General features: G+C 63.8%; 29 protein-coding genes. 18 read left to right on the top strand and 11 right to left on the bottom strand.

Features of this window, described 5'->3' with window-relative positions; translation table 11 throughout:
* Nucleotides 1-143 precede the first annotated feature (143 nt).
* The 9 genes from V7E26_RS16985 to V7E26_RS16945 all read left to right on the top strand — a co-directional run bounded on the left by V7E26_RS16985 (nucleotide 144) and on the right by V7E26_RS16945 (nucleotide 6,394).
* Nucleotides 144-404 (top strand): AbrB/MazE/SpoVT family DNA-binding domain-containing protein, encoded by a 261-nt coding sequence (locus V7E26_RS16985; protein WP_324418050.1) that lies wholly within the window; start codon nucleotides 144-146, stop codon nucleotides 402-404.
* A complete protein-coding gene (locus tag V7E26_RS16980) occupies nucleotides 401-787 on the top strand; it encodes a type II toxin-antitoxin system death-on-curing family toxin (protein ID WP_324418044.1) in 387 nt (128 codons plus the stop codon). Before V7E26_RS16985 ends, V7E26_RS16980 begins: the two co-directional genes overlap by 4 nt.
* 83 nt (nucleotides 788-870) lie before the next feature.
* A complete protein-coding gene (locus tag V7E26_RS16975; protein WP_324418043.1) occupies nucleotides 871-1,023 on the top strand; it encodes an aa3-type cytochrome c oxidase subunit IV in 153 nt (50 codons plus the stop codon).
* A 134-nt stretch (nucleotides 1,024-1,157) separates the two neighbouring features.
* Entirely contained in the window at nucleotides 1,158-2,285 is a 1,128-nt protein-coding gene (locus tag V7E26_RS16970; protein WP_324418041.1) for a Re/Si-specific NAD(P)(+) transhydrogenase subunit alpha, read from the top strand.
* 12 nt (nucleotides 2,286-2,297) lie between these two features.
* On the top strand, nucleotides 2,298-2,615 hold the full coding sequence (locus V7E26_RS16965) for a proton-translocating transhydrogenase family protein (protein WP_324418039.1): 318 nt from the start codon (nucleotides 2,298-2,300) through the stop codon (nucleotides 2,613-2,615).
* 47 nt (nucleotides 2,616-2,662) lie between these two features.
* Nucleotides 2,663-4,060 carry an NAD(P)(+) transhydrogenase (Re/Si-specific) subunit beta gene (locus V7E26_RS16960; RefSeq protein ID WP_324418038.1) on the top strand — a complete coding sequence of 466 codons (1,398 nt, stop codon included), beginning with the start codon at nucleotides 2,663-2,665 and terminating at the stop codon, nucleotides 4,058-4,060.
* An 18-nt stretch (nucleotides 4,061-4,078) separates the two neighbouring features.
* Nucleotides 4,079-4,885, top strand: coding sequence for an alpha/beta hydrolase (locus V7E26_RS16955; RefSeq protein WP_324418036.1), 807 nt, complete (start codon nucleotides 4,079-4,081; stop codon nucleotides 4,883-4,885).
* 105 nt (nucleotides 4,886-4,990) lie between these two features.
* Nucleotides 4,991-5,275: a cupin domain-containing protein gene (locus V7E26_RS16950; protein WP_324418034.1), complete on the top strand. Its 285-nt coding sequence runs from the start codon at nucleotides 4,991-4,993 to the stop codon at nucleotides 5,273-5,275.
* Between the two features lie 156 nt (nucleotides 5,276-5,431).
* The gene (locus V7E26_RS16945) at nucleotides 5,432-6,394 is read left to right on the top strand and encodes a hypothetical protein (RefSeq protein WP_324418032.1); all 963 of its coding nucleotides are present in this window, start codon (nucleotides 5,432-5,434) and stop codon (nucleotides 6,392-6,394) included.
* 118 nt (nucleotides 6,395-6,512) lie between these two features.
* Here V7E26_RS16945 and V7E26_RS16940 read toward each other — a convergent pair whose 3' ends face one another.
* Complete coding sequence (locus V7E26_RS16940) at nucleotides 6,513-7,157, bottom strand: tetratricopeptide repeat protein (RefSeq protein WP_324418030.1); 645 nt, start codon at nucleotides 7,155-7,157, stop codon at nucleotides 6,513-6,515.
* Between the two features lie 241 nt (nucleotides 7,158-7,398).
* Nucleotides 7,399-7,701 (bottom strand): 30S ribosomal protein S21, encoded by a 303-nt coding sequence (gene rpsU / locus V7E26_RS16935; RefSeq protein WP_324418028.1) that lies wholly within the window; start codon nucleotides 7,699-7,701, stop codon nucleotides 7,399-7,401.
* Between the two features lie 255 nt (nucleotides 7,702-7,956).
* Between rpsU and aqpZ the strand changes: the two genes are divergently transcribed.
* Nucleotides 7,957-8,679 (top strand): aquaporin Z, encoded by a 723-nt coding sequence (gene aqpZ, locus V7E26_RS16930; protein ID WP_324418048.1) that lies wholly within the window; start codon nucleotides 7,957-7,959, stop codon nucleotides 8,677-8,679.
* Nucleotides 8,680-8,715: 36 nt separating this feature from the next.
* On the opposite strand, the gene V7E26_RS16925 is transcribed toward aqpZ, so the two are convergent.
* Together V7E26_RS16925 and purE are read right to left on the bottom strand one after the other, a co-directional pair.
* Nucleotides 8,716-9,819, bottom strand: coding sequence for a 5-(carboxyamino)imidazole ribonucleotide synthase (locus tag V7E26_RS16925; protein WP_324418026.1), 1,104 nt, complete (start codon nucleotides 9,817-9,819; stop codon nucleotides 8,716-8,718).
* The gene (purE, locus tag V7E26_RS16920) at nucleotides 9,816-10,304 is read right to left on the bottom strand and encodes a 5-(carboxyamino)imidazole ribonucleotide mutase (protein WP_324418024.1); all 489 of its coding nucleotides are present in this window, start codon (nucleotides 10,302-10,304) and stop codon (nucleotides 9,816-9,818) included. Before purE ends, V7E26_RS16925 begins: the two co-directional genes overlap by 4 nt.
* A 150-nt stretch (nucleotides 10,305-10,454) precedes the next feature.
* On the opposite strand from purE, the gene V7E26_RS16915 reads away from it, so the two are divergent.
* A complete protein-coding gene (locus V7E26_RS16915) occupies nucleotides 10,455-11,135 on the top strand; it encodes a GGDEF domain-containing protein (protein WP_324418022.1) in 681 nt (226 codons plus the stop codon).
* 29 nt (nucleotides 11,136-11,164) lie between these two features.
* Here V7E26_RS16915 and V7E26_RS16910 read toward each other — a convergent pair whose 3' ends face one another.
* The 3 genes from V7E26_RS16910 to V7E26_RS16900 all read right to left on the bottom strand — a co-directional run bounded on the left by V7E26_RS16910 (nucleotide 11,165) and on the right by V7E26_RS16900 (nucleotide 12,052).
* Entirely contained in the window at nucleotides 11,165-11,416 is a 252-nt protein-coding gene (locus V7E26_RS16910) for a hypothetical protein (protein ID WP_324418020.1), read from the bottom strand.
* Between the two features lie 22 nt (nucleotides 11,417-11,438).
* Nucleotides 11,439-11,651 carry a hypothetical protein gene (locus tag V7E26_RS16905; protein ID WP_324418018.1) on the bottom strand — a complete coding sequence of 71 codons (213 nt, stop codon included), beginning with the start codon at nucleotides 11,649-11,651 and terminating at the stop codon, nucleotides 11,439-11,441.
* Nucleotides 11,652-11,845: 194 nt separating this feature from the next.
* On the bottom strand, nucleotides 11,846-12,052 hold the full coding sequence (locus V7E26_RS16900; protein WP_057851906.1) for a YdcH family protein: 207 nt from the start codon (nucleotides 12,050-12,052) through the stop codon (nucleotides 11,846-11,848).
* A 238-nt stretch (nucleotides 12,053-12,290) separates the two neighbouring features.
* On the opposite strand from V7E26_RS16900, the gene V7E26_RS16895 reads away from it, so the two are divergent.
* Nucleotides 12,291-12,476 carry a YdcH family protein gene (locus tag V7E26_RS16895; protein WP_324418012.1) on the top strand — a complete coding sequence of 62 codons (186 nt, stop codon included), beginning with the start codon at nucleotides 12,291-12,293 and terminating at the stop codon, nucleotides 12,474-12,476.
* Between the two features lie 85 nt (nucleotides 12,477-12,561).
* On the opposite strand, the gene V7E26_RS16890 is transcribed toward V7E26_RS16895, so the two are convergent.
* On the bottom strand, nucleotides 12,562-13,665 hold the full coding sequence (locus tag V7E26_RS16890; RefSeq protein ID WP_324418010.1) for an NAD(P)/FAD-dependent oxidoreductase: 1,104 nt from the start codon (nucleotides 13,663-13,665) through the stop codon (nucleotides 12,562-12,564).
* A 258-nt stretch (nucleotides 13,666-13,923) separates the two neighbouring features.
* On the opposite strand from V7E26_RS16890, the gene V7E26_RS16885 reads away from it, so the two are divergent.
* The 3 genes from V7E26_RS16885 to V7E26_RS16875 all read left to right on the top strand — a co-directional run bounded on the left by V7E26_RS16885 (nucleotide 13,924) and on the right by V7E26_RS16875 (nucleotide 19,278).
* Nucleotides 13,924-16,629 carry a sensor domain-containing protein gene (locus V7E26_RS16885; RefSeq protein ID WP_324418008.1) on the top strand — a complete coding sequence of 902 codons (2,706 nt, stop codon included), beginning with the start codon at nucleotides 13,924-13,926 and terminating at the stop codon, nucleotides 16,627-16,629.
* A 78-nt stretch (nucleotides 16,630-16,707) separates the two neighbouring features.
* On the top strand, nucleotides 16,708-18,174 hold the full coding sequence (locus V7E26_RS16880; protein ID WP_324418006.1) for a glycerol-3-phosphate dehydrogenase: 1,467 nt from the start codon (nucleotides 16,708-16,710) through the stop codon (nucleotides 18,172-18,174).
* 378 nt (nucleotides 18,175-18,552) lie between these two features.
* Nucleotides 18,553-19,278, top strand: coding sequence for a superoxide dismutase (locus V7E26_RS16875; protein ID WP_324418046.1), 726 nt, complete (start codon nucleotides 18,553-18,555; stop codon nucleotides 19,276-19,278).
* 45 nt (nucleotides 19,279-19,323) lie between these two features.
* On the opposite strand, the gene V7E26_RS16870 is transcribed toward V7E26_RS16875, so the two are convergent.
* Complete coding sequence (locus V7E26_RS16870; RefSeq protein WP_324418004.1) at nucleotides 19,324-19,824, bottom strand: GlcG/HbpS family heme-binding protein; 501 nt, start codon at nucleotides 19,822-19,824, stop codon at nucleotides 19,324-19,326.
* A gap of 171 nt (nucleotides 19,825-19,995) precedes the next feature.
* Between V7E26_RS16870 and V7E26_RS16865 the strand changes: the two genes are divergently transcribed.
* Genes V7E26_RS16865 through V7E26_RS16855 form a run of 3 tightly spaced genes read left to right on the top strand, consistent with a single transcriptional unit; the run spans nucleotide 19,996 to nucleotide 22,912 of the window.
* Nucleotides 19,996-21,186, top strand: coding sequence for an ABC transporter ATP-binding protein (locus tag V7E26_RS16865; RefSeq protein ID WP_324418002.1), 1,191 nt, complete (start codon nucleotides 19,996-19,998; stop codon nucleotides 21,184-21,186).
* On the top strand, nucleotides 21,183-22,097 hold the full coding sequence (locus tag V7E26_RS16860; RefSeq protein ID WP_324418000.1) for an ABC transporter permease: 915 nt from the start codon (nucleotides 21,183-21,185) through the stop codon (nucleotides 22,095-22,097). The genes V7E26_RS16865 and V7E26_RS16860 overlap by 4 nt, the downstream gene beginning before the upstream one ends.
* Nucleotides 22,097-22,912, top strand: coding sequence for an ABC transporter permease (locus tag V7E26_RS16855; protein ID WP_324417999.1), 816 nt, complete (start codon nucleotides 22,097-22,099; stop codon nucleotides 22,910-22,912). Before V7E26_RS16860 ends, V7E26_RS16855 begins: the two co-directional genes overlap by 1 nt.
* Nucleotides 22,913-23,003: 91 nt before the next feature.
* Here the strand turns inward: V7E26_RS16855 and V7E26_RS16850 are convergent, their stop codons facing one another.
* Both V7E26_RS16850 and V7E26_RS16845 read right to left on the bottom strand, forming a co-directional pair.
* On the bottom strand, nucleotides 23,004-23,855 hold the full coding sequence (locus V7E26_RS16850) for a carbohydrate ABC transporter permease (protein ID WP_324417997.1): 852 nt from the start codon (nucleotides 23,853-23,855) through the stop codon (nucleotides 23,004-23,006).
* Nucleotides 23,852-24,724, bottom strand: coding sequence for a carbohydrate ABC transporter permease (locus V7E26_RS16845; protein ID WP_324417996.1), 873 nt, complete (start codon nucleotides 24,722-24,724; stop codon nucleotides 23,852-23,854). The genes V7E26_RS16850 and V7E26_RS16845 overlap by 4 nt, the downstream gene beginning before the upstream one ends.
* Nucleotides 24,725-24,998: the final 274 nt, after the last annotated feature.

Genomic DNA, 24,998 nt, shown 5'->3' with positions numbered 1-24,998 from the left:
ATACCGGACAGATCGTGTGCTACCTAAACCGGACATATCGTGTGCTACCGACACCGACGTAAAACATTTGTTGAACAGGGCGCCACGTTGTGTTATACATTTTGTATAATGGAGCTGGTGCCATGAACAAAACCCCTCGCGGAATGGAAGAGGCCTCTCGCGAATACAAGCTGGAGGACAACGCCCTTCAAATCCGGAAGATCGGTAATTCGGTCGGCGTGATCCTGCCGAAAGAGCTTCTTGCCCGGCTCAATCTCAAGGAAGGCGACAAGTTCTATCCGGTCGAACAGCCGGATGGCAGCCTGCGGCTATCGCCTTTCAACCCGAAGCACGCGCGAACCATGGAGATAGCCCGCCAGGTCATGCACGAATATCGCGATACGTTCGCCGCGCTTGCAAAATGAATGAGCCGATCTGGCTCGATGTCGATGAGGTCATCGACATGCAAGCCGAGCAACTGGCGCTATTCGGCGGACCGGAAGGCATTCGCGATCGTGGCCTTCTTGAGTCGGCGGTACTACGGCCGGTCAACCAATGGAATTACGGGCAGACCGATATGGCGGCACTTGCTGCCGCCTACGCGTTCGGTCTCGCCCGTAACCATGCTTTCGTGGACGGCAACAAGCGCATCGCGTTCCACGCGATGATGGTTTTCTTGCGCGTCAACGAAATTCGCTTTGCGCCCGAGCCGGCGCACGCCACGGCTATCATCCTTGCTCTCGCCGCGGGCGAGGTCAGCGAGCAAAGCCTGACGCGGTGGATCCGGGATAATTGGCCTTCCGAATGACCCGATAGGCAACGGGCCGTTGCCCTCCCAAACGCTTTGCGGTAATTGCACGCGGGAAACGCGGATTTTCACTGGGGATACCGATGGCAGACCATAGCGAAGTGGCCTACACGACCGCCGACGGCAACGACTACATTGCCCACGAGCAGACCTATGAAGGGTTCATCATGCTCGTGAAATACGGCACGGCCGCGGTTGTGCTCATCGTCGCCCTGATGGGCTATTTCCTGACTTGACGCATCGCTGGCTGCGCCGCCAACGGCGGCGGCCAGAAAATTTGCACGCATGCCGGTCACGAAACCGGTATCCAACTAAGCGCAAAAGACGCTAGTTTGCTTGCGCGCGCGCCCGCCGCGCCGGGGGAGGCTCCATGAAGATTGCGATTGCCAAGGAAATCGATCCGTCCGAACCGCGCGTTGCCGCTTCCCCGGATACCGTGAAGAAGTTCAAGGCGCTCGGCGCCGAAGTCGCGATCGAGCCCGGTGCGGGCATCAAGTCGGGCCTGCCGGATTCCGAATTCGCCGCGGTCGGCGCCACCGTCAGTGCGGACGCGCTCAAGGACGCCGACATCGTCATCAAGGTGAAGCGTCCCGAGGCCAGCGAACTCGCCAACTACAAGCGCGGCGCGCTGGTGATCGCGATCATGGACCCCTACGGCAACGAAGCGGCGCTGAAGACGATCGCGGATGCCGGCGTCTCGGCGTTCGCGATGGAACTGATGCCGCGCATCACCCGCGCGCAGGTCATGGACGTGCTGTCCTCGCAGGCCAACCTCGCCGGCTACCGCGCGGTGATCGAGGCGGCCGAATCCTTCGGCCGCGCCTTCCCGATGATGATGACCGCGGCCGGCACGGTTCCGGCGGCGAAGGTGTTCGTGATGGGCGTCGGCGTTGCCGGCCTGCAGGCGATCGCGACCGCGCGGCGGCTCGGGGCCGTCGTCACTGCGACCGACGTGCGCCCGGCGACCAAGGAGCAGGTCGAATCGCTCGGCGCCAAATTCCTCGCTGTCGAGGACGAGGAGTTCAGGAACGCGCAGACCGCCGGCGGCTACGCCAAGGAAATGTCGAAAGAGTATCAGGCCAAGCAGGCCGCGCTCACCGCCGAGCATGTCAAGAAGCAGGACATCGTGATCACCACCGCGCTGATCCCGGGCCGTCCGGCGCCGAAGCTTGTCAGCGCCGAGATGGTCAAGTCGATGAAACCGGGTTCGGTGCTGGTCGACCTTGCGGTCGAGCGCGGCGGCAATGTCGACGGCGCGAAGGCTGGCGAAGTCGTCGATGTCGATGGCATCAAGATCGTCGGCTACACCAACGTCGCCGGCCGCGTCGCGCAGTCGGCCTCGAGCCTCTACGCGCGCAACCTGTTTTCCTTCATCGAAACGCTGGTCGACAAGGCGAACAAGGCGCTCGCCGTCAATTGGGACGATGAACTCGTGAAGGCGACCGCTCTGACGAAAGACGGCGCCGTCATCCATCCGAACTTCCAGCCGAAAGCCTAAAGGAGAGAAGCCATGGAGCATGTCGCTCAAGCCGTCGATCCCTTCGTATTCCGGCTGTCGATCTTCGTCCTCGCGGTCTTCGTCGGCTATTTCGTGGTCTGGTCGGTGACCCCTGCGCTGCACACGCCGCTGATGTCGGTGACCAATGCGATCTCCTCGGTGATCGTGGTCGGTGCGCTGCTCGCGGTCGGCGTCGGCATGATCTCCAGCGGCTCGGGCTGGGCGCGCGGCTTCGGCTTCATCGCGCTGATCTTCGCCTGCATCAATATCTTCGGTGGCTTCCTTGTCACCCAGCGGATGCTGGCGATGTACAAGAAGAAGGCCAAGTAAATTTCGGCGTGCACCTCGTGGTGACGAAGACATAATGGGGACCTGAGATGAACGCCAATCTGGCAGCGGTTCTATATCTCGTGGCGGGTGTGCTGTTCATCCTGTCGCTGCGCGGGCTGTCGAGCCCGGCATCGTCCCGACAGGGCAATCTGTTCGGCATGATCGGCATGGCGATCGCGGTCGCCACCACGCTCGCCAGTCATCCTCCGGCGGATGGCGTCGCTTGGTTGCTCGTCATTCTCGGCATCGGCATTGGCGGCGCGATCGGCGCTGTCATCGCGCGGCGCGTGCCGATGACCTCGATGCCGGAACTGGTCGCGGCCTTCCATTCGCTGGTTGGCATGGCCGCGGTGCTGGTCGCCGCCGGCGCGTTCTACGCGCCCGAGGCCTTCGACATTGGCAAGCCCGGGGCCATCCACGCCTCGAGCCTGGTCGAGATGTCGCTCGGCGTCGCCATCGGCGCGCTGACCTTCACCGGCTCGGTGATCGCGTTCCTGAAGCTTTCCGCGCGCATGAGCGGTGCGCCGATCATCCTGCCCGGCCGCCACATCATCAACATCGTGCTGGCGCTGGCGCTGGTGTTCTTCATCTTCGGCCTGGTGCGCTCGGGGAGCGCGCTCGATTTCTGGCTGATCACCATCATCGCGCTGGTGCTCGGCGTGCTCATGATCATCCCGATCGGCGGCGCCGACATGCCGGTCGTGATCTCGATGCTGAACTCCTATTCCGGCTGGGCCGCCGCCGGCATCGGCTTCACGCTGGGCAATTCCGCGCTGATCATCACCGGCGCGCTGGTCGGCTCCTCCGGCGCGATCCTGTCCTACATCATGTGCCACGCGATGAACCGCTCGTTCATCTCGGTCATTCTCGGCGGTTTCGGCGGCGAGACCGCGGCGGCCGGTGGCGGCTCCGGCGAGCAGAAGCCGGCCAAGCTCGGTTCCGCCGACGATGCCGCCTTCATCATGAAGAACGCCTCCAAGGTCATCATCGTCCCCGGCTACGGCATGGCGGTGGCGCAGGCCCAGCACGCGCTGCGCGAAATGGGCGATCTCCTGAAGAAGGAAGGCGTCGAGGTGAAGTATGCGATCCACCCCGTCGCGGGACGCATGCCGGGGCACATGAACGTGCTGCTGGCGGAAGCCAACGTGCCATATGACGAGGTGTTCGAACTCGAGGACATCAACTCCGAGTTCGCGCAGGCCGACATCGCCTTCGTCATCGGCGCCAATGACGTCACCAACCCGGCCGCCGAGGAAGACAAGACCTCGCCGATCTACGGCATGCCGGTGTTGCAGGTCTGGAAGGCCGGCACGGTGATGTTCATCAAGCGCTCGCTGGCCTCGGGCTATGCCGGCATCGACAATCCACTGTTCTATCGTGACAACACCATGATGCTCCTTGGTGATGCCAAGAAGGTCACCGAGAACATCGTCAAGGGGATGTAACGCGCCTGCAGGAAATTCATGACCGCGCTGAAATGGCTGCTGTTGATCGTCTCAGCCGGTTATGTCCTGGGCCTGGTCGTGCTGTTCCTCGCGCAGCGGGCGGTGTTGTTTCCGGCTCCGACCAGCACGCGCACGCCGCCGCAGGCTGTAGGCTTTCCCGAAGCTGAAGAACATGTCCTGACCACGGCCGACGGCGAGAAGATCATCGCCTGGCACATGCCGGCGAAGCCGGGGCGCCCGGTCGTGCTCTATTTCCACGGCAACGGCGATTATCTCGCCGGGTTCTTCGGCCGCTTTCGCGGTCTGATCGCCGACGGGATCGGTATCGTCGCGGTTTCCTATCGCGGCTACGCCGGCTCGAGCGGAAGCCCGAGCGAGCAGGGACTGCTGCAGGATGCGGCGGCGGCGTATGCCTTCACCGCAGCGCGCTATCGCACGGACATGATCGTTACATGGGGGTTCTCCCTCGGCACCGGCGTCGCGGTCGCACTGACGGCCGCCCAGCCGGTCGGCAAGCTCGTTCTGGAAGCCCCCTATACCTCGATCTCCGACGTCGCCGCGTCAGCGTTCTGGTTCGCGCCGGTGCGGCTGTTGATACGTGATCCATTCCACTCCGACGGGCAGATCGCCCGGATCAGGGTTCCGCTGCTCGTCATGCACGGCGCGCTCGACCCGGCCATTCCGGTCGCCTTCGGGGAACGGCTGTTTGCACTGGCCAACGAGCCGAAGCGTTTTGTCCGCATTGCCCGCGGTGGACACAACGATCTGGACAATTTCGGCGCGATTGAAATCGTGCGAAATTTCATCAACCTTGCGAAGAGGTGATGGCTACCTGTCCGGCACCGTATTCGCAGCCCTGCACCACGCCGAGGCGATCGCCGGGCGTTGCTGTTCATGGTATTCGTGCCGTGATCCCAGAGGAGTGAACCCATGCTTGCCGCGAAGTCCGACGTCCAGGTCGACACCCCCGAGGTCCGGGTCACCGAATGGCGGCTGGCGCCGGGCAGCGCCACCGGGCACCATACCCACGAGATGGACTACGTGATCGTGCCGGTGACGTCAGGCGAGATGACCATCGTGGCGCCGAGCGGCGAGCGCACCAAGGCGCAGCTTGCGACCGGGAAGTCCTATTTCCGGAAGGCCGGCGTCCAGCACGACGTGCTCAACGAGACGGCCAGCGAGATCGTGTTTCTGGAGGTCGAGCTGAAGCCTTGATCGCGGGTTAGCGCGAGGGGGGCGATCCGGTCTGCACAGGAACTGCTGATTTGCCACCGATCCGTCGCAGTTGATCCCTCAATGTGCCTCAAAGTTCCGGCATTTAATGGGCCGCGGGGAGTGGTCTTAATGTTGAATTACCTCAAGAAATTCGCGGTGGACATCTTCCCCTCGGTGGCTGCGACCGTCATCGGGGCGTACATCGTGAACCATTACATTGTGGCCAAGCCGGCGGACGCTCCTACGGCCGCGGCGGTATCAGCCGCCACCCCCAAGACAGACGGCAAAGCTGAAGCCAAGCCCACTGAAATCAAGCCCGCTGAAGGCAAGGTCGATGGCAAGTCTGACGAGACCACGGCCAGCAATCTTCCGACGGCCGGCGTCAAGGCACGGGGAATCTCCGAGAAGGCCGTCATGGACAAGACGGCGACCCAAAAGGTCCAGAAGGCCGATGAGAAGACTGAGGCCAAATCCGATGCCAGCAAGTCCGATGTGAAATCAGCCGAGAGCCCTGCCGATTCCGAGCGCCGGCATGCCGCGGCGCCGCGCGAGAAGGAAAAAATCCGCGTCATCCTGCCGTCGCCGATCCAGGCCGTGGAGGCTCCGACAACTAATTCTCCGACAGTTCCGGTCGTGACGGCTGCCCCGACGGCTCCGCCTGCCCCGGTCGAGACTTCGGCCGCACCGGCGGAACGCCGCGACGCCAACGATCTGGCGCGTGCGGCGATCGAGCGCCTGCGCGCCAATGGCGAAACCTCTCCACGCGTTGCCGAACCGGCCCGCGCTCCCGAGGCGCCGAAGGTTGCGCATGCACCCGCGGTTGCCAACGCGCCTGCCGCCACGCCTGCGCCCGTGATTCGTCCGCTTCCTCCGCCGATCATGGTCTCGGGTTCTCCGGCGGGCGAACCCTTTGGTCATGCCCCATCACAAGCGCGGCCGCCTTATGCCGAGGCCAGTGACCCGAACCGCCCGGTCCCGCCCGCCGATATCCCGATTTCGCGCCCGCTCGATCTGCGAGCCGAAATGGGCGAGTCTTCCGTGCGTGAACGCGCCTCCGCTGCCGCCGAGGACGCGCTGTCGACCGCCAAGTCGATCTTCCACTCGGTGATCCCAAGGTAATTTTTGCCCCGTTGAGCGAAGCATGCCCTCGGACGTGACCCGGGGGCGTCTTTTCGTTGCGCGCGCAAGAGCATGTCAAGCGAGACTGCTGAGAGATATCAAATCCGGAAAAGCCGAATTAGCCGCCAGTGCGCGCCAACCCGCTTCGCGCAGCTTCATCCCTGGGGCGCAGCGCCAGCGCCCTGCTGTAGGAAGCGAATGCCTTGGCCTTGTCACCGAGCCGCTCGTAGGTGACGCCGCGCGCCGTCCAGGCTTGCGCGCTGTTCGGATCGGCCTGTACGGCTTCGTCGAGATCGGAGGCGGCTTCCTTTGCCTTGTCGACGGCGAGATAGCTGGTGGCGCGCGCCACGAGCGGCTCGACCCGTTGCGGCATCAGGCCGTTGGCTGCGGTGAAATCCGCGATCGCCTGCTCATGCTGCTTTTCGGCCTGATAGAGCAGGCCCCGGCCGTACAGCGCCGGCACGTTGTAGGGATCGAGCGCGAGCGCGCGGTCGAACTCCGCAAGTGCTTCTTCGGTCTTGCCGGATTTGGCGAGGGCCTGGCCGCGCGCCGCATAGCCCTGGGCGTCGCTGACGTTTTGCCCGCTGATCGTGCCGGTCGGCTTCTGGTCGATAGCCTGCGGCCTGTCCTTGTCCGGTCCCCATGATCCCAGATCGAATGAGCAACCGCCGAGAGGAATGGTGAGGGCGAACGCGACCAGCGTGACGGGGACGGCCGTTAGGCGCGAGGTGCAGCGAAGGGCATTGCAATCCGTAATGGCCATGCAGCGGCAGACTCTCGCGTTCAACGCGGTAATTGGTAACCTGCCGGAACGAAAAATGCATCGATCAAAATAGCCGTAGGATTACTGTTCGACAGCTTCCTGATCGAGGCCGATCGCGACGGCTCTTGAAAACGACGCAAGAGCAACGCACCAAGGTGTCCCAACCGGAATTCGCGGACACGCAAAAACAAAAACGCGGGCCCGAGGCCCGCGTTTTCGATTGAGATTATTCAAGACGCGCTCAGCGCGGTCCGCGACCTGCGCCCGGGCCACCACGGCCGCCGGCGCCACCACGATCGCCCCCGGGACCAGCGCCGAACACCGGCTTCGGCTTCATCGGCAGCAGGCCTTCGCGCTGCAGCTTCTTGCGGGCCAGCTTGCGCGCGCGGCGCACGGCCTCGGCCTTTTCACGGGCCTTCTTCTCGGACGGCTTTTCGTAGTGACCGCGGAGCTTCATCTCGCGGAAAATGCCCTCGCGCTGCATCTTCTTCTTGAGCGCCTTGAGGGCTTGATCGACATTGTTATCGCGAACGAGAACCTGCACGCGGCATCCTCTTTCAATTGATCGGATAGGAATTCTGGTAAAGCAAAGGGCCGGCAAAAGGCCTGGCCCTTAACCCTGAGCGCGGGCATGTAGCAGACAAATACGCCGGTGTCCACCTGAGAAGGCGATTTACGGGCCCCGGAAAGCCATGAAAATTGCAGTGATTCGACCACCAGGGCCCCGGTCTGCCCAGATAACGCGCTCTTCACGGGGGCCTCTTTAGCATCTAGGAGCGCAAACATGCGGGAGGCACCTATGAACACCAAGAAATATGCCGCTGAGGCGATCGGCACGTTCTGGCTCACTTTTGCGGGATGCGGGAGCGCGGTCATCGCCGCCGGCTTTCCCCAGGTCGGTATCGGCCTGCTCGGGGTGGCGCTGGCGTTCGGCCTGAGCGTCGTGACCATGGCCTATGCGATCGGCCATATTTCCGGCTGCCATCTCAATCCGGCCGTTACGGTCGGTCTCGCCGCCGGCGGACGTTTTCCAGCCGGTGATATCCTGCCTTATGTCATTGCGCAGGTGGTCGGCGCCATCGCTGCCGCGGCGTTGCTCTATGTGATCGCCAGCGGCGCGCCGGGCTTCGATCTGGCCAAGGGCTTTGCCTCCAACGGCTATGATGCGCATTCGCCCGGCCAGTACAGCATGATGGCCGGCTTCATCACCGAGGTGGTGATGACCATGATGTTTCTGTTCATCATCATGGGCGCCACCCACGGCAAGGCGCCGGCGGGGTTCGCACCGCTGGCGATCGGGCTGACATTGGTGATGATTCATCTCGTCAGCATTCCCGTCACCAACACCTCGGTGAATCCGGCGCGGAGCACCGGGCCGGCGCTGTTCGTCGGCGGCTGGGCGCTGGCGCAGCTCTGGATGTTCTGGGTTGCGCCGCTGATCGGTGGCGCGCTCGGCGGCGTGATCTATCGCTGGCTCAGCGATGAGCCGGCCGGCATCGTGGAAGGCGTCAGGAGGGCCTGACCTGCGATCGCGCCCTGCGGGCACACGGGCCAAGCACTATTTCTTGCTCGCCGGCGCCACTTCGGTGACATGGCCCATCTTGCGTCCCGGCCGCGGCGCGCCCTTGCCGTAGAGGTGAACCGTCGCGCCGGGAATGCTCAGCCAGCGCTCGTAGTCGAGAATATCGTCGCCGATCAGGTTGGTCATGGTGACCTTGCCGTGACGAACCGGCTTGCCGAGCGGCCAGCCGGCAATCGCGCGGATGTGCTGCTCGAACTGCGAGATCGAGGCGCCGTCCAGCGTCCAGTGCCCGGAATTATGCACCCTCGGCGCGATCTCGTTGACCAGCACCTTCGGCCCGCCATTTTCGGCGACCACGAACAATTCGACCGCGAGCACGCCGACATAGTCGAGCGCGTTCGCGATCTTCTCGGCGATGGCGCGCGCATCGTCCGCCAACGCATCCGATATCGAAGCCGGTACGCGGGAAAATTTCAGGATGTGATCGCGGTGCTCGTTCTCGGTGACGTCGTAGCATTCGACCTGACCGTCGGCCGAGCGCGCGGCGATCACGGAGATCTCGCGCTCGAACGGGACGAACGCTTCGAGGATCGCGGATTTGGTGCCGAGCTCTTCCCAGATGCGGGCGGGATCGTCACCCTCGCGAATGATCGCCTGGCCCTTGCCGTCATAGCCGAAGCGGCGGGTCTTGATGACGGCGGGAAGGCCGATGCGGGCAATGGCGCTTTGCAGGCTTTCCACCGACGACACGTCGGCATAGTCGGCGGTGCCGATGCTGAGACGCTTGACGAAGTCCTTCTCGATCAGCCGGTCCTGCGTGGTCTCGAGGATCTTCTGCGTCGGCAATACCGGGCGGCGCGCGGCGAGCACCATGGCGGTCGCGGCCGGTACGTTCTCGAATTCATAGGTGATGACGTCGACGTCGTTGGCGAACAGTTCGAGCGCCTCGACGTCGGCATATTCGGCGCAGGTCGCGTTCAGCACCACGTCGAAGGCGGGCGAGTCGGGGTCCGGCGAAAACACCGCGCATTTGAGGCCGAGACGCGCCGCCGCCATGGCCAGCATGCGGCCCAACTGTCCGCCGCCGAGAATTCCGATGGTGTCGCCCGGCTTCAGCTTCACTCTGCTTGAAGCCGTCACGCCGATTCCTCCGGCCGCTCCTTGACCGCATCGGTCTGCTGCTTGCGCCAGGCGGCGAGCCGGCCGGCGAGCGCTGTGTCATTCAGCGCGAGCACGCTTGCCGCAAGCAATGCGGCGTTGATGGCGCCGGCCTTGCCGATCGCCAGCGTGCCGACGGGAACGCCGGCCGGCATCTGCACGATCGAGTGGAGCGAATCGATCCCCGACAACGCCTTGGATTCGACGGGAACGCCGAACACCGGCAGTTCCGTCAGCGCCGCCGCCATGCCCGGCAGATGCGCTGCGCCACCGGCGCCGGCGATGATGACCTTGAAGCCCGCCGCCTTGGCGCCCCTGGCGAACGCGAACAGCCGGTCAGGGGTCCGGTGGGCCGAGACGATGCGTTTTTCGCAATCGATCCCGAGTGCTTTCAGCGTCTCGGCGGCGTGGCGCATGGTCTCCCAGTCGGACTGGCTGCCCATGATGATGGCGATAGGTGCGGTCATCTCGTCAATTCTGTGCGGGAATCCAGAAACATAGGCCGATTATAGGGTCGGCCCGGGGCTCATCCAAGGCGTGGCAAGGGATCAGGAATGGACTATCCTGTCTTGGTGAATCCCGGCAAGCCTTGAAAGCGAGCCTGCACAGGGAAGGCCATGAAGAAAAGGACCAGGGCGACCGGCTCCAGGGGTGGAAAACGCCCCAAAAGCGCGGCCTCCGGGCGAAAAATCGCGCCACGGCGGGTGTCCGGCCAGGGGGCCCGGCCGCCGGCGGCATCCAACGGCACCAGGGCAACGATTCGCCGGCTCAAGGCCGAACTGGCCCGGACCCAGGCGCAGATCGAGGAACTCCAGGCCTCCGCCGATACCGACTATCTGCTGGGCATTGCGAACCGGCGCGGCTTCGAGCGAGAGCTCAATCGCGCGATCGCCTATATGAAACGCTATCGCGTCTCCGGCGCCCTGGTCGTGCTCGACGTCGATCGCCTGAAGCCGATCAACGATTCCTTCGGCCACGCTGCCGGCGATCAGGTGCTCAAGGCCATCGTGGAAGCGTTGACGGCGCATGTGCGCGCCTCCGACATGGTTGGCCGTCTCGGCGGCGACGAGTTTGCGCTGCTGCTCTGGAATCTCAGCGAGACCGATGCCAAGGCGAAGGCCGCCGCGCTGGAAGAAGCGATCGATCGCCTCAGCTTCGTGTTCGATGGCCGCACCATCACGGCGGGCGCCTCCGCAGGCGTCGCTGTTCTCGACAGCCATTCCGAAGCGGGCCGCGCGCTTGAAGCGGCCGACAGCGCCATGTATGTGCGCAAGGCGCTACGCCGTCACGAGAAGTGAAATCGCGTCGCATCCAGTAGCGCGATACGTTACAACTCGCTGAGATCATCAGGCACATTGCCGAATTTTCGCAGCAGCTTCGCATCGCTGAATTCGCCCATCATGGGATCGCCGCTACGGCTGAAGGCAATCGCGCCGATGCTGCCGGCCATTCGCGACATCATCTCGGCGCGCCGCAATGCCGTCGTCGGGCTCTGACATTCTTCCGCGGCACCCGCCACCGGCGCGCCGCTATCGTCCTGCAGGAATGGCATTGCGACGTAGTAGGTGACATCGGCCATTGTCTTGCTCCGGTTCGATCGATCAGGCCGCGTTGCTCTCCGCATGGGAGCGTCGCGCCGGCACGCAGCCGGCGTCGATCGCCGCCTGCAATTCCTCCAGCTCGATTTCGAGATACTCGTTCGCCATGATCAGCGCCTTGATCGTCGAACGCAGATTGCCGTCGCACATCGCGATCGCCTGATCGCAGGCCTGCTCGTAGCGGCTGTTATCGGAGAGGGGCGACGTGGCGGACATGGCGTTACTCCCGAGGCTGGCAAGAGTGTATGTTCTCTTTTTGTTCTATTGAAGTCAAGCCTGCATTGCCGTCGGCGAACCTGTTTTTTGGCAGGCCCTGGGCGGGAGCATCACCCGTGTGAATGTCGGGGAAAATGTGCGGCAAAGCGCCGGCGCGTTTTCGGTCAATCCGTTGACCAAAATCAGGACGAAGATCAGGCGATGATGTCGGGCGTGATCTGGTCTTCGATGAAGGCAATGCGGTCGCGCAATTGCAGCTTGCGCTTCTTCAATCGCTGCAGCCGCAGCAGATCCGGCGCAGGCGACTGATGCAGCGCGTCGATCGCTGCATCGAGATCGCGATGCTCCTGCTGCAGGCGAGCGAGCTCGTTCTCAAGCTCGCGCTCATCATCGTCGGTCATGGTGTACGTTAGCTGAAATCGCGAAGAGGTTGTGAGCCGATTTTACTTTTGCTGACGATGAATATCGTCGCTGTGAAGCTGCTCCGCAAGCTGGTCCGGTTCCATACTCACGATTGGTTACAGATAATCCGAAAATATGAGAGATCCAATTTTTGGATACCCATCGACAGATTTTTCGACTGGTGTACACTCTCTTGTCCGGATCGAATCTGAGGTTCAACCACCGAGGAGATTTCGAATGGCACTACAGGCGCATCTTGTTGAACTTGAACGTAAACACAAGATTCTCGAGAACGAGTTGCACGAAGCGCTCTTGCACCTATCCACAGACGACCTGCAAATCGTCGAGTTGAAGCGCCGCAAGTTGATGGTCAAGGATCAGATCGAGCGGTTGAGGCATACCGCCGACGAAACCATCCACTAAACAGTCCCGCAGAGTATCGAAAATTCCACACGGCTGGATGGGCGTCGATGCGCTCATCCGCCTGTCGGTGGTATCTGCGCCTTCGCTACAATGCGACCAGCGCGCCGACATGATCGGCGATTGCGAGCGATGACGTCAGTCCCGGCGATTCAATACCGAACAGATTGATCAGTCCGGCGACGCCGTGATCGGCGGGGCCTTGGATCAGAAAATCCTGCGTGGCAACGGCGGGCGGCACGATCTTCGGTCGGATTCCCGAATAGCTCGGCATCAGCGCGCCGTCCGGCAGCGTCGGCCAATAACGCCGGATCGCCGGATAGAAGCGTTCGGCGCGCGCCGGATCCACCGCGTAGTCGATGCTCTCGATCCATTCGACATCGGGCCCGAAGCGGGCCTGCCCGGCCATGTCGAGCGTCAAATGGACGCCGAGCCCGCCGGGCTCCGGCACCGGATAGATCAGGCGTGAAAACGGCGCCCGCGCGCTGCAGCTGAAGTAATTGCCCTTGGCGAGATAAGCGCAGGGGATCATCGCGACCGGCATGCCGTCGATGCCGCGCGCCACCGCAGGCGCGTTAAGGCCCGCTGCGTTGACGAGGAGGTTGCAGGCGAGCGTCATCGGCGTCGTACCGCCAGTTTCGATTTCGATCCGCCCGCCGCTCGCGCGCGCATGCAGCAGCGGCGTATGGAAGGCATAGGCCGCGCCGGCTTCCTCCGCATCGCCCCGCAGCGCGAGCATATAGGCGTGGCTGTTGATAATGCCGGTGGAGGGCGAGAGCAGGGCGGCATCGCAGTTCAGCGCCGGCTCCAGCGCCCGCGCCGCCTCGCCGGTCAGGAGTTGCATGTCGTCGACGCCATTGGCCTCGGCATGCGCCCGTATCGATTGCAGCTTTTCGGTTTCGCTCGGGGTGGTCGCCACGATCAGCTTGCCGCAATTGCGATGCGGAATGCCGTGCTCGCGGCAGTAACGGTAGAGCGCGTGCTTGCCGCTGACGCACATCTGCGCCATCAGGCTGCCGGCGCGGTAATAGATGCCGGCATGGATCACCTCGCTGTTGCGCGAGGAGGTGACCGTGCCGATCCCTTCGGCCGCCTCGATCACGATGACTTCGCGGCCCGCCTGGGCCAGGCGCCGTGCGATCGCAAGCCCGATCACTCCTGCTCCGACGACGACGCAATCAACCTTTTCCATGTCAGTCTCAGGCTCGAAATTCTGCAGCGGCAATCGGCGCTTTTGGCGCGCGGCGACGGTCGTTTCCTTCGGCGCAGTCGCCGGCCAACCCTTTGGTTTGGCTCGAAATACGCCGCACCCGTGGTCCCATTAGTGAAGCATTAATCATGTCAGGGCAATTGCCGTAATTTGGGCCGCATTTTAGAAATGTGCGGGTAGTCGTTTACCCGATCCAAACCCGTCAAGCCAGACACTCCGCCGGCAAACCTCGGGTGGGTAATGGCTGACAGCAACCGGCAGGCAGGACGGAAGAATTCCATTCCGGCGCAGGCCCTTGTCTGCGCGCTCGCCACTATTTTAGGTTGTAGATTCGCGTGCGCGGCCGCGCCTTCCGCGGGCTTTGCCCCGGCGAGTTATATCGGCGAATTCGATCCCAACCTGGTCTGGGAGCTGCTGCTCGGCGGCATCGCCGCGCTGTCCTTCCTGGTTGCGATCGGCATCTGGATTTTGGCGGCCATGCGCGGCGCGAAGAGCGCCCAGGCGCAGCGCAGCGCGTTCATCAGCTCCGCGCTCAACACGCTGAACCAGGGCGTGATGATGACCAACGCGCAAGGTCGCGTCGTCTTCTACAACGACCGCTTTCTCGAAATGTACGGGCTTAGCCGCGCCGAGATTTCGAGCAAGATGACCGGCCACGAGCTGCTCGAACTGCGCCGCGCGCGCGGGCTGCTCAATCTCACCGTCCAGGAATTCAGCAAGCTGGCACGCCGCGCGGAAGGCATCGTCATCGAACTGCCGGACGGACGCTCGGTGCTGACCAAGATGTTCCGGCTGCCCAATGGCGGCACCATCGGAACGCACGAGGACTGCACCGAGCAGCGCCAGCTTTCGCGCAAGCTCGCATCGACGACCAAGTTTCTGGAATCGGTCCTCGACAATGTGCCGGTCTGCGTCGCCGCCAAGAACATCGAGGACGGCCGCTATATCTTCGTCAACCGCGCGTTCGAGCGCTTCTCGCGCTTCTCCCGCGATCACATCGTCGGCAGACGGGCCGACGAGATATTCCGGCCCGAGACCGCTGCGAGCATCGAGGCGGCGGACCAGGCGGCGCTGAATGCGCCGGAAGGCCATAACCGCAGTGAATATTTCGTCGAACGCGGCGACGAAAAGCGCATTATCTCCTCCAACCGCGTGGTCGCGCGCAACGAGAACAACGAGCCGGAGTTCCTGATCAACCTGTTCGACGACGTTACCGAACGCCGGTCGCTGTCGCGCGAACTGGAAAACACCAAGAAGTTCCTCGAACTGGTGGTCGACAACATCCCGGTGTCGCTGATCGTGGAGCGCGTCAGCGACGGGCGGTATCTGCTCGCCAACCGCAGCGCCGAGACCATCCTCAACCGCCGCCGCGAGGATGCCACGGGCCTCACCGCCGCCGATATCTTCAATCCGCGCGAAGCCAAACTGATCATCGCGCGCGACGAGGCCGCGATCAAGAAACGCAGCCTGCTCACCGAAGAGCACCCGATCTCGACCAAGGACGGCCTGCGGCTGTTCCTGACCCGCCGCATGACCGTGCTCGACGAAGCCGGCGAGCCGCAATACCTGATCAAGACCCACGAGGACGTCACCGACCGCCGCCAGACCGAATCCCGGATGGCGCACATGGCTTATCACGACGGCCTGACCGATCTGCCGAACCGGACCGCCTTCCTGCAGGCGCTGGCGCAGATGATCGAGGCCTGCGCCGGGACCGACGAGGAATTCGCGGTGCTGTGCGTCGACCTCGACGGGCTGAAGGAAATCAACGACGTGTTCGGCCATGCCACCGGCGACAAGCTGCTGATCGAGGTTGCCGGCCGCATCCAGTCCTGCGCCAGCGGCGGCGTGGTGGCCCGCCTTTCCGGCGACGAGTTCGGCCTGATCATCGACGGCAAGCAGCCCGAGGCAGGCAGGGCGCTCGCCGAGAAGCTCGCACAAACCATGTCGGACGAGTTCTTGATCGACGGCAAGTCGGTGCGGACCGGGGTCACGACCGGCATTTCGGTGTTTCCGCACAACGGCCCGGACGCCGCTTCCCTGCTCGCCAATTCCGGCGCAGCGCTGTTCCGCGCCAAGCAGAAGTCGCGCGGCTCGATCAGCGTTTTCGAACCGGAGATGGACCAGCAGATCCGCGATCGCCGCGTGCTGCACCAGGACCTCTCGATGGCGATCCGGAACGGCGAATTGTCGTTGCACTATCAGCCGCAGGCCGCGGCGGGGCCGACGGTCGTCACCAGCAAGGTCATCGGCTTCGAGGCACTGGCCCGCTGGATGCATCCGGTGCGCGGCTTCGTTTCGCCGGGCGAATTCATCCCGCTTGCCGAGGAAAGCGGCCTGATCGTCGAAATGGGCGACTGGATCCTGCGCGAGGCCTGCCGGGAGGCTGCCTCCTGGCCGGTGCCGCTGCAGGTCGCCGTCAACCTGTCGCCGGCGCAGTTCATGCACGGCGACGTCGTCAGCCTGGTGCACTCGATCCTGCTCGAAACCGGTCTTGCACCCGACCGGCTCGAACTCGAAATCACCGAAGGCGTGCTGATCGAGGATTTCGACCGCGGTCTCGCTTTGTTGAGACGGCTGAAGGCGCTCGGCGTGCGGATCTCGATGGACGATTTCGGTTCCGGCTACTCCTCGCTGAGCTACCTGCAGGCATTCCCGTTCGACAAGATCAAGATCGACCGCACCTTCGTCATGAACCTCGGCCGCAATCCGCAGTCGGCCGCGATCGTCCGCGCCGTGATCGATCTCGGCCACGGTCTCGAAATGTCGATCGTTGCCGAAGGTGTGGAAACCCAGGAACAGCTTGGTTTCCTCGCGGACGAAGGCTGCGATGCGGTGCAGGGCTATTTCCTCGGCAAGCCCCAGCCGATCGGGCATTACGCCGCGCTGGTCGGCCGCAGCGCTGCCAGCGGTATCGACACCGAACGCAAGCTCGCCAGCGCCTGACTTCGTCGACGACATCCATTTTTAGCCATCATGACCTGATGTAGTGAGTTCCGATTCTCTGCAAGTCACCCCTTGCGTATGGCGGACTACGATCTCGCGATCATTGGCGGCGGGTTGAACGGCGTCAGCATCGCGCGCGACGCCGTTGGACGCGGCCTGCGCGTCATCCTGCTGGAGCAGGGCGATCTCGGCGCCGGCGCTTCCTCGGCCTCGCCCCGGCTGATCCATGGCGATCTGGCCGGGTTAGAGCGCCGGCATTTCCTGCGCGTGCGCTCGCAGCTTGCCGAGCGCGACGTCTGGCTCAGGATCGCGCCGCATCTGGTGCGGCCGATGCGCTTTGCCATCCCCGCCCATGCGGAGGAGCGTCCGGAATGGCAACTGCGTTCCTGGCTGCTGCTCTACGACCGGCTCGCATCGGGCAGCGGCCTGCCGGCTTCCGCCACCGTCGACGTTACCCATCATCCGCTCGGAAATGCGCTGAAGCGGCCGTTCGGCATCGCCTTCGAATATTCCGACTGCGTGGTCGACGATTCGCGCCTCGTGGTCCTCACCGCCGTCGATGCCGCGGCGCGCGGCGCGGTGATCCGCACCGGCGCCCGCTGCACCCGGGCCGAACGGGGCAGGGAGTGGCGGCTGGTGTCGATCGATCGCGGCTTTCGCCAGGTCATCACGGCAAGGGCGATCGCCAACGCGACCGGCGCCTGGTCGTCTTCCGTCGCCGAGACGGTGTTGCGCGTGACGCCGCCGAAGGTGGCCGCCGTGCAGATGGGCCAGATCGTCGTCCGCCGCCTGTTCGACGGCGACAACATCTACGTGTTCCAGAACAGCGACGGCCGACTGATCTTCGCCAGCCCCTACGAGCGCGACTTCACCCTGATCGGCACCGCGACCCATGCCTTCAGGGGCGATCCTGCCGTGGTTGCGATGGCGGCGGGCGACGTCGCCTATCTCTGCGATGCGGCGAATCGATATTTCCGCGAGCGGATCGAGACCGTCGACGTGGTGCGCACGCTTTCCGGCGCCAACATGGTGCAGATTCCTCCCCTGAGGCGCGACGGCGCGGTGACGCTCGACCACGGGCGCGACAAGGCGCCGCTGCTCACGGTGTTCGGCGGCGACGTCACCACCGCGCGGCGGCGCGCCGAGCAGGCGGTGACGAAGCTGACGCTGTTCTATCCGATGTCGCCGCGCTGGACCGCGACGGCAGCGCTGCCCGGCGGCGATTTTGCCTGGAGCGATTTCGACAGCGAGGTCGAGGAGGCACGGGAGCGCTGGCGGTTTCTCGGCGCCGAGCAGGCAAGGCGCCTGGTCGCCGCCTATGGCACGAGGGTCAGCGAGATCCTCGGCGCGGCCAAAGAGCGCAGCGACCTCGGCCCGGCCTTCGGACCGGAATTGACGGGCGCCGAAGTGCGCTACCTCATGAACAAGGAATGGGCGCGCTTTCCGGACGATATTCTATGGCGGCGCTCCAAGCTTGGCCTGACCATGGAGGTGAGGGATCGCGAGGCACTGGCGGCGTTCATGGCTACGTCAGGGCGGGAATGAAGCAGCGGCCGAGCGCGTCGCCGCCGGTCGGAATGGTCTCGCAATCGTTATGAAGGCTGAGTTGACAAACAGGGCCTCCGTCTCGTGTACTTGCGCCATGGGGAAGCGATCTCCCCACGAGGCGACATGCCGAAGAATCGCGTCCGGTTTTGAGTATTCGCCAAGGACGCAGCGTGTCAGCCGCCAATCCCGGTTCATTTGACATCAATTTTCGTGGTGTCGCGACGACGATGTCGTCGGCGGTGCGCATTGAAGCGCCGCCGAACTCGGAGACTGTCGTCACATCAAGATTTGGTTCGAGTCAGAGCACGCGAGGCGTGAGTGGTTGCGCGCCGCATGCGACGAGTTTCGGGGCAGGGAAAATCCGGAGAGCGTACAATGACAGAAAATATGGAACGTCGAGACTTTGTCAAAAGCGTCGGCCTGATCGCGGGGATCGCCGCGGCATCGACGCTTCACCAGCAATCCGCAGATGCGCAGACCGCGACGAAACCGGGAGCAAAGCCGACGGCTTATGAGATCAAACCATTCTCGCTTGACCCGAAATCGGTGAAGGGTATCTCCGAGAAGATCCTCGTCAGCCATTACGAGAACAACTATGTGGGCGCCGTGAAGCGTTTGAATGCCATCGCGACGCAACTTGCCGAACTGGACTTTGCAAAGGCGCCGAACTTCCTGATCAACGGCCTCAAACGCGAAGAACTGGTCGCGATGAATTCAATGATCCTGCACGAAGCCTATTTCGACAGTCTGGGCGGCGGCGGGGCGGCGCACGGCTCGCTGGCGGAAGCGATCGCGCGTGATTTCGGCAGCGTCGACCGCTGGCGTGCCGAGTTTTCCGCGATAGGCAAGGCGGAGGGGGGCGGCTCCGGCTGGGTACTGTTATCGTATTCGCCCCGCGACAGGCGGCTGGTCAATCAGTGGGCCGCGGATCATACCAACGCCATCGCCGGCGGCAGGCCTGTAATCGCGCTCGACATGTACGAGCATGCCTATCACATGGATTACGGCGCCAAGGCGGGTGCCTATGTGGACGCTTTCATGGAAGCCATCAATTGGGACAACGCGGTGAAGCTCTACGACCGCGTCAGCCGCGAAGGATGATTTCGGTCCTATTTGTCATTGGAAGGCGATGAGCCTGCCGGGCTTCTAGAAGTCAAGCCGGTCGCGCACGGCGTCGATGCCTGTCTTGGCGCAGGCTTCGTCCATATCGCCGCCGGGAGCGCCGGAGACCCCGACGGCGCCCAGCAGCGAGCCCGCCGCTTCGACCGTCAGTCCGCCGCCGACGATGACGGCGCCGGGCAGGTTCCGGATTCCGGCCTGCATCATCCCGGGCTGGCTGATGGCATTGAGTTCGGTCGTGCTGGTACGAAAGCTGGCCGCGGTCCATGCCTTGCCTGCGGCGGTCGTTACCGTATGTGGGCCCGCGAAGCGGTCGCGCAGCAGGACTTGCGTGACGCCGAAGCGATCGACGACGGCGACCGAAACCTGAAAGCCGCGATTTCTGCAATCCGCCAGCGTCGCGCGTGCAAGGTCGAGCGCCAGTTCAAGGCTCAGCGACTTGTAGGTCACCACGGTTTCCTGAGCGGCGGCCGGGCTGGCAAGCAGGGAGGAAATCGCCGCCGCGGCCAGCAGTTTCCGAACGATCATCAATTCCCTCCCGATCCCCGGTGTCACGCGCGACGGCCGGCCTTTCGTGAGCCCTGAACCTTACCAGAGACGAGGCTTGCATCCAGAATATTGTGGCTGCCCGTTTCGGGCCGGTTGAGCGGATGCCGATCCGCCGCTAGCGTGCGCGCCACGACGCGACTGGCAGGTGGCATGACCGGGGAATTGTCCAATATCGATACGCCGAAGATCCACAAGGCAGCGCCGGCGACGCCGGCCGCAACTGCCGATGCGGCTTCCGACACGCCGCTGCTGCGGATCGAGGCGGTTTCCAAGCATTTCGGCGGTTTCCGCGCGGTGGACCGGCTCTCGCTCGATATCAGGGCGGGCGAGTTCTTCGCGCTGCTCGGCCCGAGCGGCTGCGGCAAGACCACGCTGCTCAGGATGCTTGCCGGCTTCGAGACGCCCGACGAGGGCCGCATCCTGCTCGCCGGCCGCGACATCGCTCCGGTGCTGCCGCATCAGCGTCCCGTCAACATGATGTTCCAGAACTACGCGCTGTTTCCGCATCTGACGGTGCGGGACAACATCGCGTTCGGCCTGAAGCGCGCCGGCATGGCGCGCGCCGCGATCGATACCCGCATCAGTGAGATGGTGGCGCTGGTCAAGCTCGAAGGCATGGAGAAGCGCAAGCCGGACCAGCTTTCCGGCGGCCAGCGGCAGCGCGTGGCGCTGGCGCGCTCGCTGGCGCGGCGGCCCAAGGTCCTGCTGCTCGATGAGCCGCTGGCCGCGCTCGACAAGAAGCTGCGCGAGAGCACGCAGCAGGAACTGATGGAACTGCAGCGCAGCCTCGGCATGACCTTCATCGTCGTCACCCACGACCAGGAAGAGGCGATGACGATGGCGAACCGGATCGGCGTCATGAATGCCGGCCGGCTCGAACAGGTCGCGACCCCGCGCGATCTCTACGAGGCGCCCGTCTCGCGCTGGGTCGCCGAGTTCGTCGGCGACGTCAACCTGTTCGACGGCGACATCATCATGCAGGAACATCATCGCCTGATGGTTACGACCCGGGATAGCGATGCCATCATGGTCGCGGCGCCGCGCCAGGGCGTTGCCAAAGCCGCCGTGACGGTCGCGATCCGCCCCGAAAAGATAAGACTGTCGCGCCGCGGCCCGGCGCCGGACGCGGCCAACGCGCAGGCGCCCAACCGGCTCGAAGGCGTCGTCACCGACGTCGGATATCTCGGCGGCTCGACCGTCTACAAGGTCAGGTTGGATTCCGGCGCAGTGCTGCGCGCCTCGGCGGCCAATACCGCGCGGCTCGATATCGAGACCCTGTCCGCCGGCCAGCGCGTGGTGGCGTGGTTCGCGCCCGACGATGGCGTGGTGCTGGAACGATGAGCGCGCGCCGCATCTTCGCGCGGCCGGCGCGCTATGCCGCGATCGCGCCCTATCTCTGGATGGTGCTGTTCTTCCTGGTGCCGTTCGGCTTCGTGCTGAAGATCAGTCTGTCGCAGACCGCGATCGCGCAGCCGCCCTATGTGCCGGTGTTCGACATCGCCGAAGGCTGGACGGCGATCAGGCAAGCTTTCGCCCAGCTCTCGCTCGACAATTTCAGGCTGCTGATATCGGACAGTCTCTACATCAGCTCCTATCTGCGCAGCGTCGTCGTCGCTGTTAGCTCGACATTGATCCTGCTGCTGATCGGCTATCCCATCGCCTATGGCATGGCGCGGCTGCCGCAGCGCTGGCAGCCGATTGCGATGATGCTTGTCATCGTGCCGTTCTGGACTTCGTTCCTGATCCGCATCTACGCCTGGGTGAATATCCTGCAGCATGACGGTCTGCTCAATCAGGTGCTGCTGGCGCTGCATCTGGTTTCGGCGCCGGTGGTGTGGCTCTCGACCGATACCGCGATGTATATCGGCATCGTCTATTCCTACCTGCCGTTCATGATCCTGCCGCTCTATGCGACGCTGTCGAAAATGGACGCTTCGCTGCTGGAAGCCGCGAGCGATCTCGGCGCTTCGCCGCGACAGGCGTTCTGGCTGGTGACGTTTCCACTGTCCTTGCCGGGCGTCGGCGCCGGTGCGCTACTCTGCTTCATTCCGATCGTCGGCGAGTTCGTCATCCCCGACCTGCTGGCGGGCTCCGACTCGATGATGATCGGCCAGACATTGTGGCTCGAATTCTTCACCAACAAGGACTGGCCGGTCGCCGCCGCGGCTGCGGTCGCGCTGCTGGTTTTGCTGGTGCCGCCGCTGTTGCTCTACGACCGCCTGCAGCGCCGCACGCTCGCGGGAGGCGCGTGATGGCGAGCAAGGTCAACAGGCTGTCGCGCTTCAACATCACCGCGCTCGCGTTCGGGATGGCGTTTCTGTACCTGCCGATCGTGATCCTCGTGATCTTTTCCTTCAACGATTCGCGGCTGGTCACGGTGTGGGGCGGCTGGTCGCTGCGCTGGTACCGTGAATTCTTCAACGACCGCGCGATGCTCGACGCGGCCTGGATGAGCCTGCGGGTTGCCGCGCTCTCGGCCACTTCAGCAACGCTGCTCGGAACGCTCGCAGCCGTTGCACTGGTGCGCGGCGAACGCTTCCGCGGACGGGCGCTGTTTTCCGGAATGCTCTATGCGCCGCTGGTGATGCCGGAGGTGATCTCGGGGCTGTCGCTGCTCTTGTTGTTTGTGGCGCTGAATGCCGAGCGCGGCTTCTGGACGGTGACGATCGCCCACACCACGCTGACCATGTGCTTCGTCACCGTCGTGGTGCAGTCGCGCCTCGCCTCGCTCGACCGCAGCCTCGAGGAAGCCGCGATGGATCTCGGCTGCGATCCGGTTCAGGCCTTTCTTCGCGTGACGCTGCCCTTGATCGTTCCCGCGATCATTGCCGGCTGGATGCTGGCGTTCACGCTCTCGCTCGACGACGTCGTGATCGCAAGCTTCACCACCGGCCCCGGCTCGGCGACGCTGCCGATCCGGATCTATTCCGAAGTGCGGCTCGGCGTGAAGCCCGAGATCAACGCGATCTCCACCATGGTGATCGCGCTGATCGCGGTGGTGATCGTGATCGCCTCGCTCGCCTCGAAACTGTCGAGTTCGGAAGCCAAGAGCGCCGCGCCGCTGTAGCCTCCGTCATTGCGAGCGAAGCGAAGCAATCCATTGCGCCACTGCCGAGAGATGGATTGCTTCGTCGCTTGCGCTCCTCGCAATGACGGCCTCAAGATTTCACCGCGCCCGCCGTCAGCCCGCCCACCATATACCGCTTGAACGCGTAGTAGATCGCGGCCGGCGGCAGGGCGTAGATGAAGCCGGTGGTCATCAACAGCTCCCACGGCGAGTCGTCCGCGGCCAGGAAGTTGCCGAGCGCGACGGGAAGCGTGATCTCGGTGTCCTTGGAGAGCAAGAGGAACGCGTAGAGGTATTCGTTCCAGGCGAGCAGGATCGCGTAGGTGCCGATCGCGACCAGCGAGGGCATCATCAGGGGCACGTAGACCAGGCGGAACAACTGCAGCGTCGTGGCGCCGTCCATGGTGGCGGCTTCGTCGAGTTCGACCGGCAGCTTGTCGGAGGCCTGCTTCAACACCCAGATCGCGTAAGGCGAAGCGATCGTCACCATCGCGAGGATCAGCGACCAGTGATTGTTGAGAAGGCCGTAAGTGCCCATGGTGCGGTACATCGGAACGGCGAGGAACGCCGCGGGGATGAAATAGGTGAACAGCGCGAGATTCATCACCCAGCGCCCGCCGGGGACGCGCAGCCGCGAGATCGAGAAGGCGGCGGCGGTCGCGATCACCAGCGTCAGCGCGCCGGCGCTCAGCGCGATCACCACCGAATTGAGGAACTGGATCCAGAAATCGCGCAGGAAATAGTGCTCCTGGAAGAACACGATCTTGAAATTGTTCAGCGTCGGATGCGCCGGCCACAGTCTGCCCGAGAACGCGTCCTCCTTCGGCGAGATCGCGAACAGGAACATGTGGTAGATCGGCACCAGCGTCCAGATCAGCACGGGAATGCCGATCAGAAGCAGCTTGGCCTCGGTGCCGATTTCTCTCAGTGAGGGCAGCTTCATCGCGACAACCGTTTCATCATGAAATAGACCAGCGGCAGCACGAAGGGCAGCGCGCAGACGATCGACGCCATCGCGAGCGAAAGCTGGTCGAGCCTGAGATAGCGGATGCCGAGGGTAGCCAGCACGTGGGTGAGGTCGGCGGGGCCGCCGCCGGTGAGCAGGTAGACGCTGTTGAAATCGCCGAGCGTCCAGATCATCGAAAGCAGTGTGCAGGTGATGTAGAGCGTCTGCATCGACGGCCAGGTGATGAAGCGGAACTTCTGCGACCAACTGGCGCCGTCGACTTCCGCCGCCTCATAGAGATCGTGCGAGATCGCAAGCCGCCCGGTCAGCAGGATCAGCGTCCAGAACGGCAGCGATTTCCAGATGTGCACGCCGATCGCCATGGTAAGCGCCACCGCCGGATCGTTCAGCCAGTTCGGGCCGTCCTCGCCGGTGAACTTGAAGATCAGCTGGTTGACCACGCCCCATTCCGGATTGAACATGAAGCGCACGGACAGGATGGTCGGGATCGACGGCACCGCCCAGGGCAGGATGAACAGCACCGACAGCCATTTGATCCAGGTGCGCTGCTGGGCGAAGAAGCCGGACAGGAACAGCGCGATCGCCATTTTGACGTTGATGCCGACCAAGAGGAAGATCAGCGTGTTGACCGCGGCGCGCGCGAAGATCGGGTCGTGCCAGAGCGCGATATAGCTCGCCGGATGCCGCGCCAGCCACAGGCCATAGCCGACCGGATAGACCACGAAGGCCAGGAACACGAGCAGATAGGGTGCGAGCAGCAGGATGCCCCAGACCTGCGGCGGCGTCAGCCGGGCCGACAGGGGCGGGCCTGGGATCGCGTGATCGCCCGAAATCGTGATTGCCATGGATTTTCTCTTGAAGCGAGATGCCGGCCGCGGCTACGCCGTCGTCCCTGCGAACGCAGGGACCCATAACCACAGGCGGTTTTTGTTACGCAAAGCCGTTTACCAGCATCGTTCAAAACGGCCGCCGCAGCGTATGGGTCCCTGCGTTCGCAGGGACGACGGATAGCATACTACAGCGGCGGCCGGCATCGTTAACGTCTAACCAGCGACCTGCTTGAGGCGGGCGATCAGTTCGTCGACGGCCTTGTCGACCGGCACCTTCTCGCTCACCACG

The organism is Bradyrhizobium sp. (assembly GCF_036735945.1).
In the GTDB taxonomy this organism is placed as follows: domain Bacteria; phylum Pseudomonadota; class Alphaproteobacteria; order Rhizobiales; family Xanthobacteraceae; genus Bradyrhizobium.
This window is presented reverse-complemented; position numbering and strand designations above follow the sequence as displayed.

What these genes read in the sequence shown, in the direction of transcription:
- V7E26_RS16985 (WP_324418050.1), top strand. Translation starts at nt 144, where the DNA reads ATGGAAGAGGCCTCTCGCGAATACAAGCTGGAGGACAACGCCCTTCAA.
- V7E26_RS16980 (WP_324418044.1), top strand. Translation starts at nt 401, where the DNA reads ATGAATGAGCCGATCTGGCTCGATGTCGATGAGGTCATCGACATGCAA.
- V7E26_RS16975 (WP_324418043.1), top strand. Translation starts at nt 871, where the DNA reads ATGGCAGACCATAGCGAAGTGGCCTACACGACCGCCGACGGCAACGAC.
- V7E26_RS16970 (WP_324418041.1), top strand. Translation starts at nt 1,158, where the DNA reads ATGAAGATTGCGATTGCCAAGGAAATCGATCCGTCCGAACCGCGCGTT.
- V7E26_RS16965 (WP_324418039.1), top strand. Translation starts at nt 2,298, where the DNA reads ATGGAGCATGTCGCTCAAGCCGTCGATCCCTTCGTATTCCGGCTGTCG.
- V7E26_RS16960 (WP_324418038.1), top strand. Translation starts at nt 2,663, where the DNA reads ATGAACGCCAATCTGGCAGCGGTTCTATATCTCGTGGCGGGTGTGCTG.
- V7E26_RS16955 (WP_324418036.1), top strand. Translation starts at nt 4,079, where the DNA reads ATGACCGCGCTGAAATGGCTGCTGTTGATCGTCTCAGCCGGTTATGTC.
- V7E26_RS16950 (WP_324418034.1), top strand. Translation starts at nt 4,991, where the DNA reads ATGCTTGCCGCGAAGTCCGACGTCCAGGTCGACACCCCCGAGGTCCGG.
- V7E26_RS16940 (WP_324418030.1), bottom strand. Translation starts at nt 7,157, where the DNA reads ATGGCCATTACGGATTGCAATGCCCTTCGCTGCACCTCGCGCCTAACG.
- aqpZ (WP_324418048.1), top strand. Translation starts at nt 7,957, where the DNA reads ATGAACACCAAGAAATATGCCGCTGAGGCGATCGGCACGTTCTGGCTC.
- purE (WP_324418024.1), bottom strand. Translation starts at nt 10,304, where the DNA reads ATGACCGCACCTATCGCCATCATCATGGGCAGCCAGTCCGACTGGGAG.
- V7E26_RS16915 (WP_324418022.1), top strand. Translation starts at nt 10,455, where the DNA reads ATGAAGAAAAGGACCAGGGCGACCGGCTCCAGGGGTGGAAAACGCCCC.
- V7E26_RS16910 (WP_324418020.1), bottom strand. Translation starts at nt 11,416, where the DNA reads ATGGCCGATGTCACCTACTACGTCGCAATGCCATTCCTGCAGGACGAT.
- V7E26_RS16905 (WP_324418018.1), bottom strand. Translation starts at nt 11,651, where the DNA reads ATGTCCGCCACGTCGCCCCTCTCCGATAACAGCCGCTACGAGCAGGCC.
- V7E26_RS16900 (WP_057851906.1), bottom strand. Translation starts at nt 12,052, where the DNA reads ATGACCGACGATGATGAGCGCGAGCTTGAGAACGAGCTCGCTCGCCTG.
- V7E26_RS16895 (WP_324418012.1), top strand. Translation starts at nt 12,291, where the DNA reads ATGGCACTACAGGCGCATCTTGTTGAACTTGAACGTAAACACAAGATT.
- V7E26_RS16890 (WP_324418010.1), bottom strand. Translation starts at nt 13,665, where the DNA reads ATGGAAAAGGTTGATTGCGTCGTCGTCGGAGCAGGAGTGATCGGGCTT.
- V7E26_RS16885 (WP_324418008.1), top strand. Translation starts at nt 13,924, where the DNA reads ATGGCTGACAGCAACCGGCAGGCAGGACGGAAGAATTCCATTCCGGCG.
- V7E26_RS16880 (WP_324418006.1), top strand. Translation starts at nt 16,708, where the DNA reads ATGGCGGACTACGATCTCGCGATCATTGGCGGCGGGTTGAACGGCGTC.
- V7E26_RS16875 (WP_324418046.1), top strand. Translation starts at nt 18,553, where the DNA reads ATGACAGAAAATATGGAACGTCGAGACTTTGTCAAAAGCGTCGGCCTG.
- V7E26_RS16870 (WP_324418004.1), bottom strand. Translation starts at nt 19,824, where the DNA reads ATGATCGTTCGGAAACTGCTGGCCGCGGCGGCGATTTCCTCCCTGCTT.
- V7E26_RS16865 (WP_324418002.1), top strand. Translation starts at nt 19,996, where the DNA reads ATGACCGGGGAATTGTCCAATATCGATACGCCGAAGATCCACAAGGCA.
- V7E26_RS16860 (WP_324418000.1), top strand. Translation starts at nt 21,183, where the DNA reads ATGAGCGCGCGCCGCATCTTCGCGCGGCCGGCGCGCTATGCCGCGATC.
- V7E26_RS16855 (WP_324417999.1), top strand. Translation starts at nt 22,097, where the DNA reads ATGGCGAGCAAGGTCAACAGGCTGTCGCGCTTCAACATCACCGCGCTC.
- V7E26_RS16850 (WP_324417997.1), bottom strand. Translation starts at nt 23,855, where the DNA reads ATGAAGCTGCCCTCACTGAGAGAAATCGGCACCGAGGCCAAGCTGCTT.
- V7E26_RS16845 (WP_324417996.1), bottom strand. Translation starts at nt 24,724, where the DNA reads ATGGCAATCACGATTTCGGGCGATCACGCGATCCCAGGCCCGCCCCTG.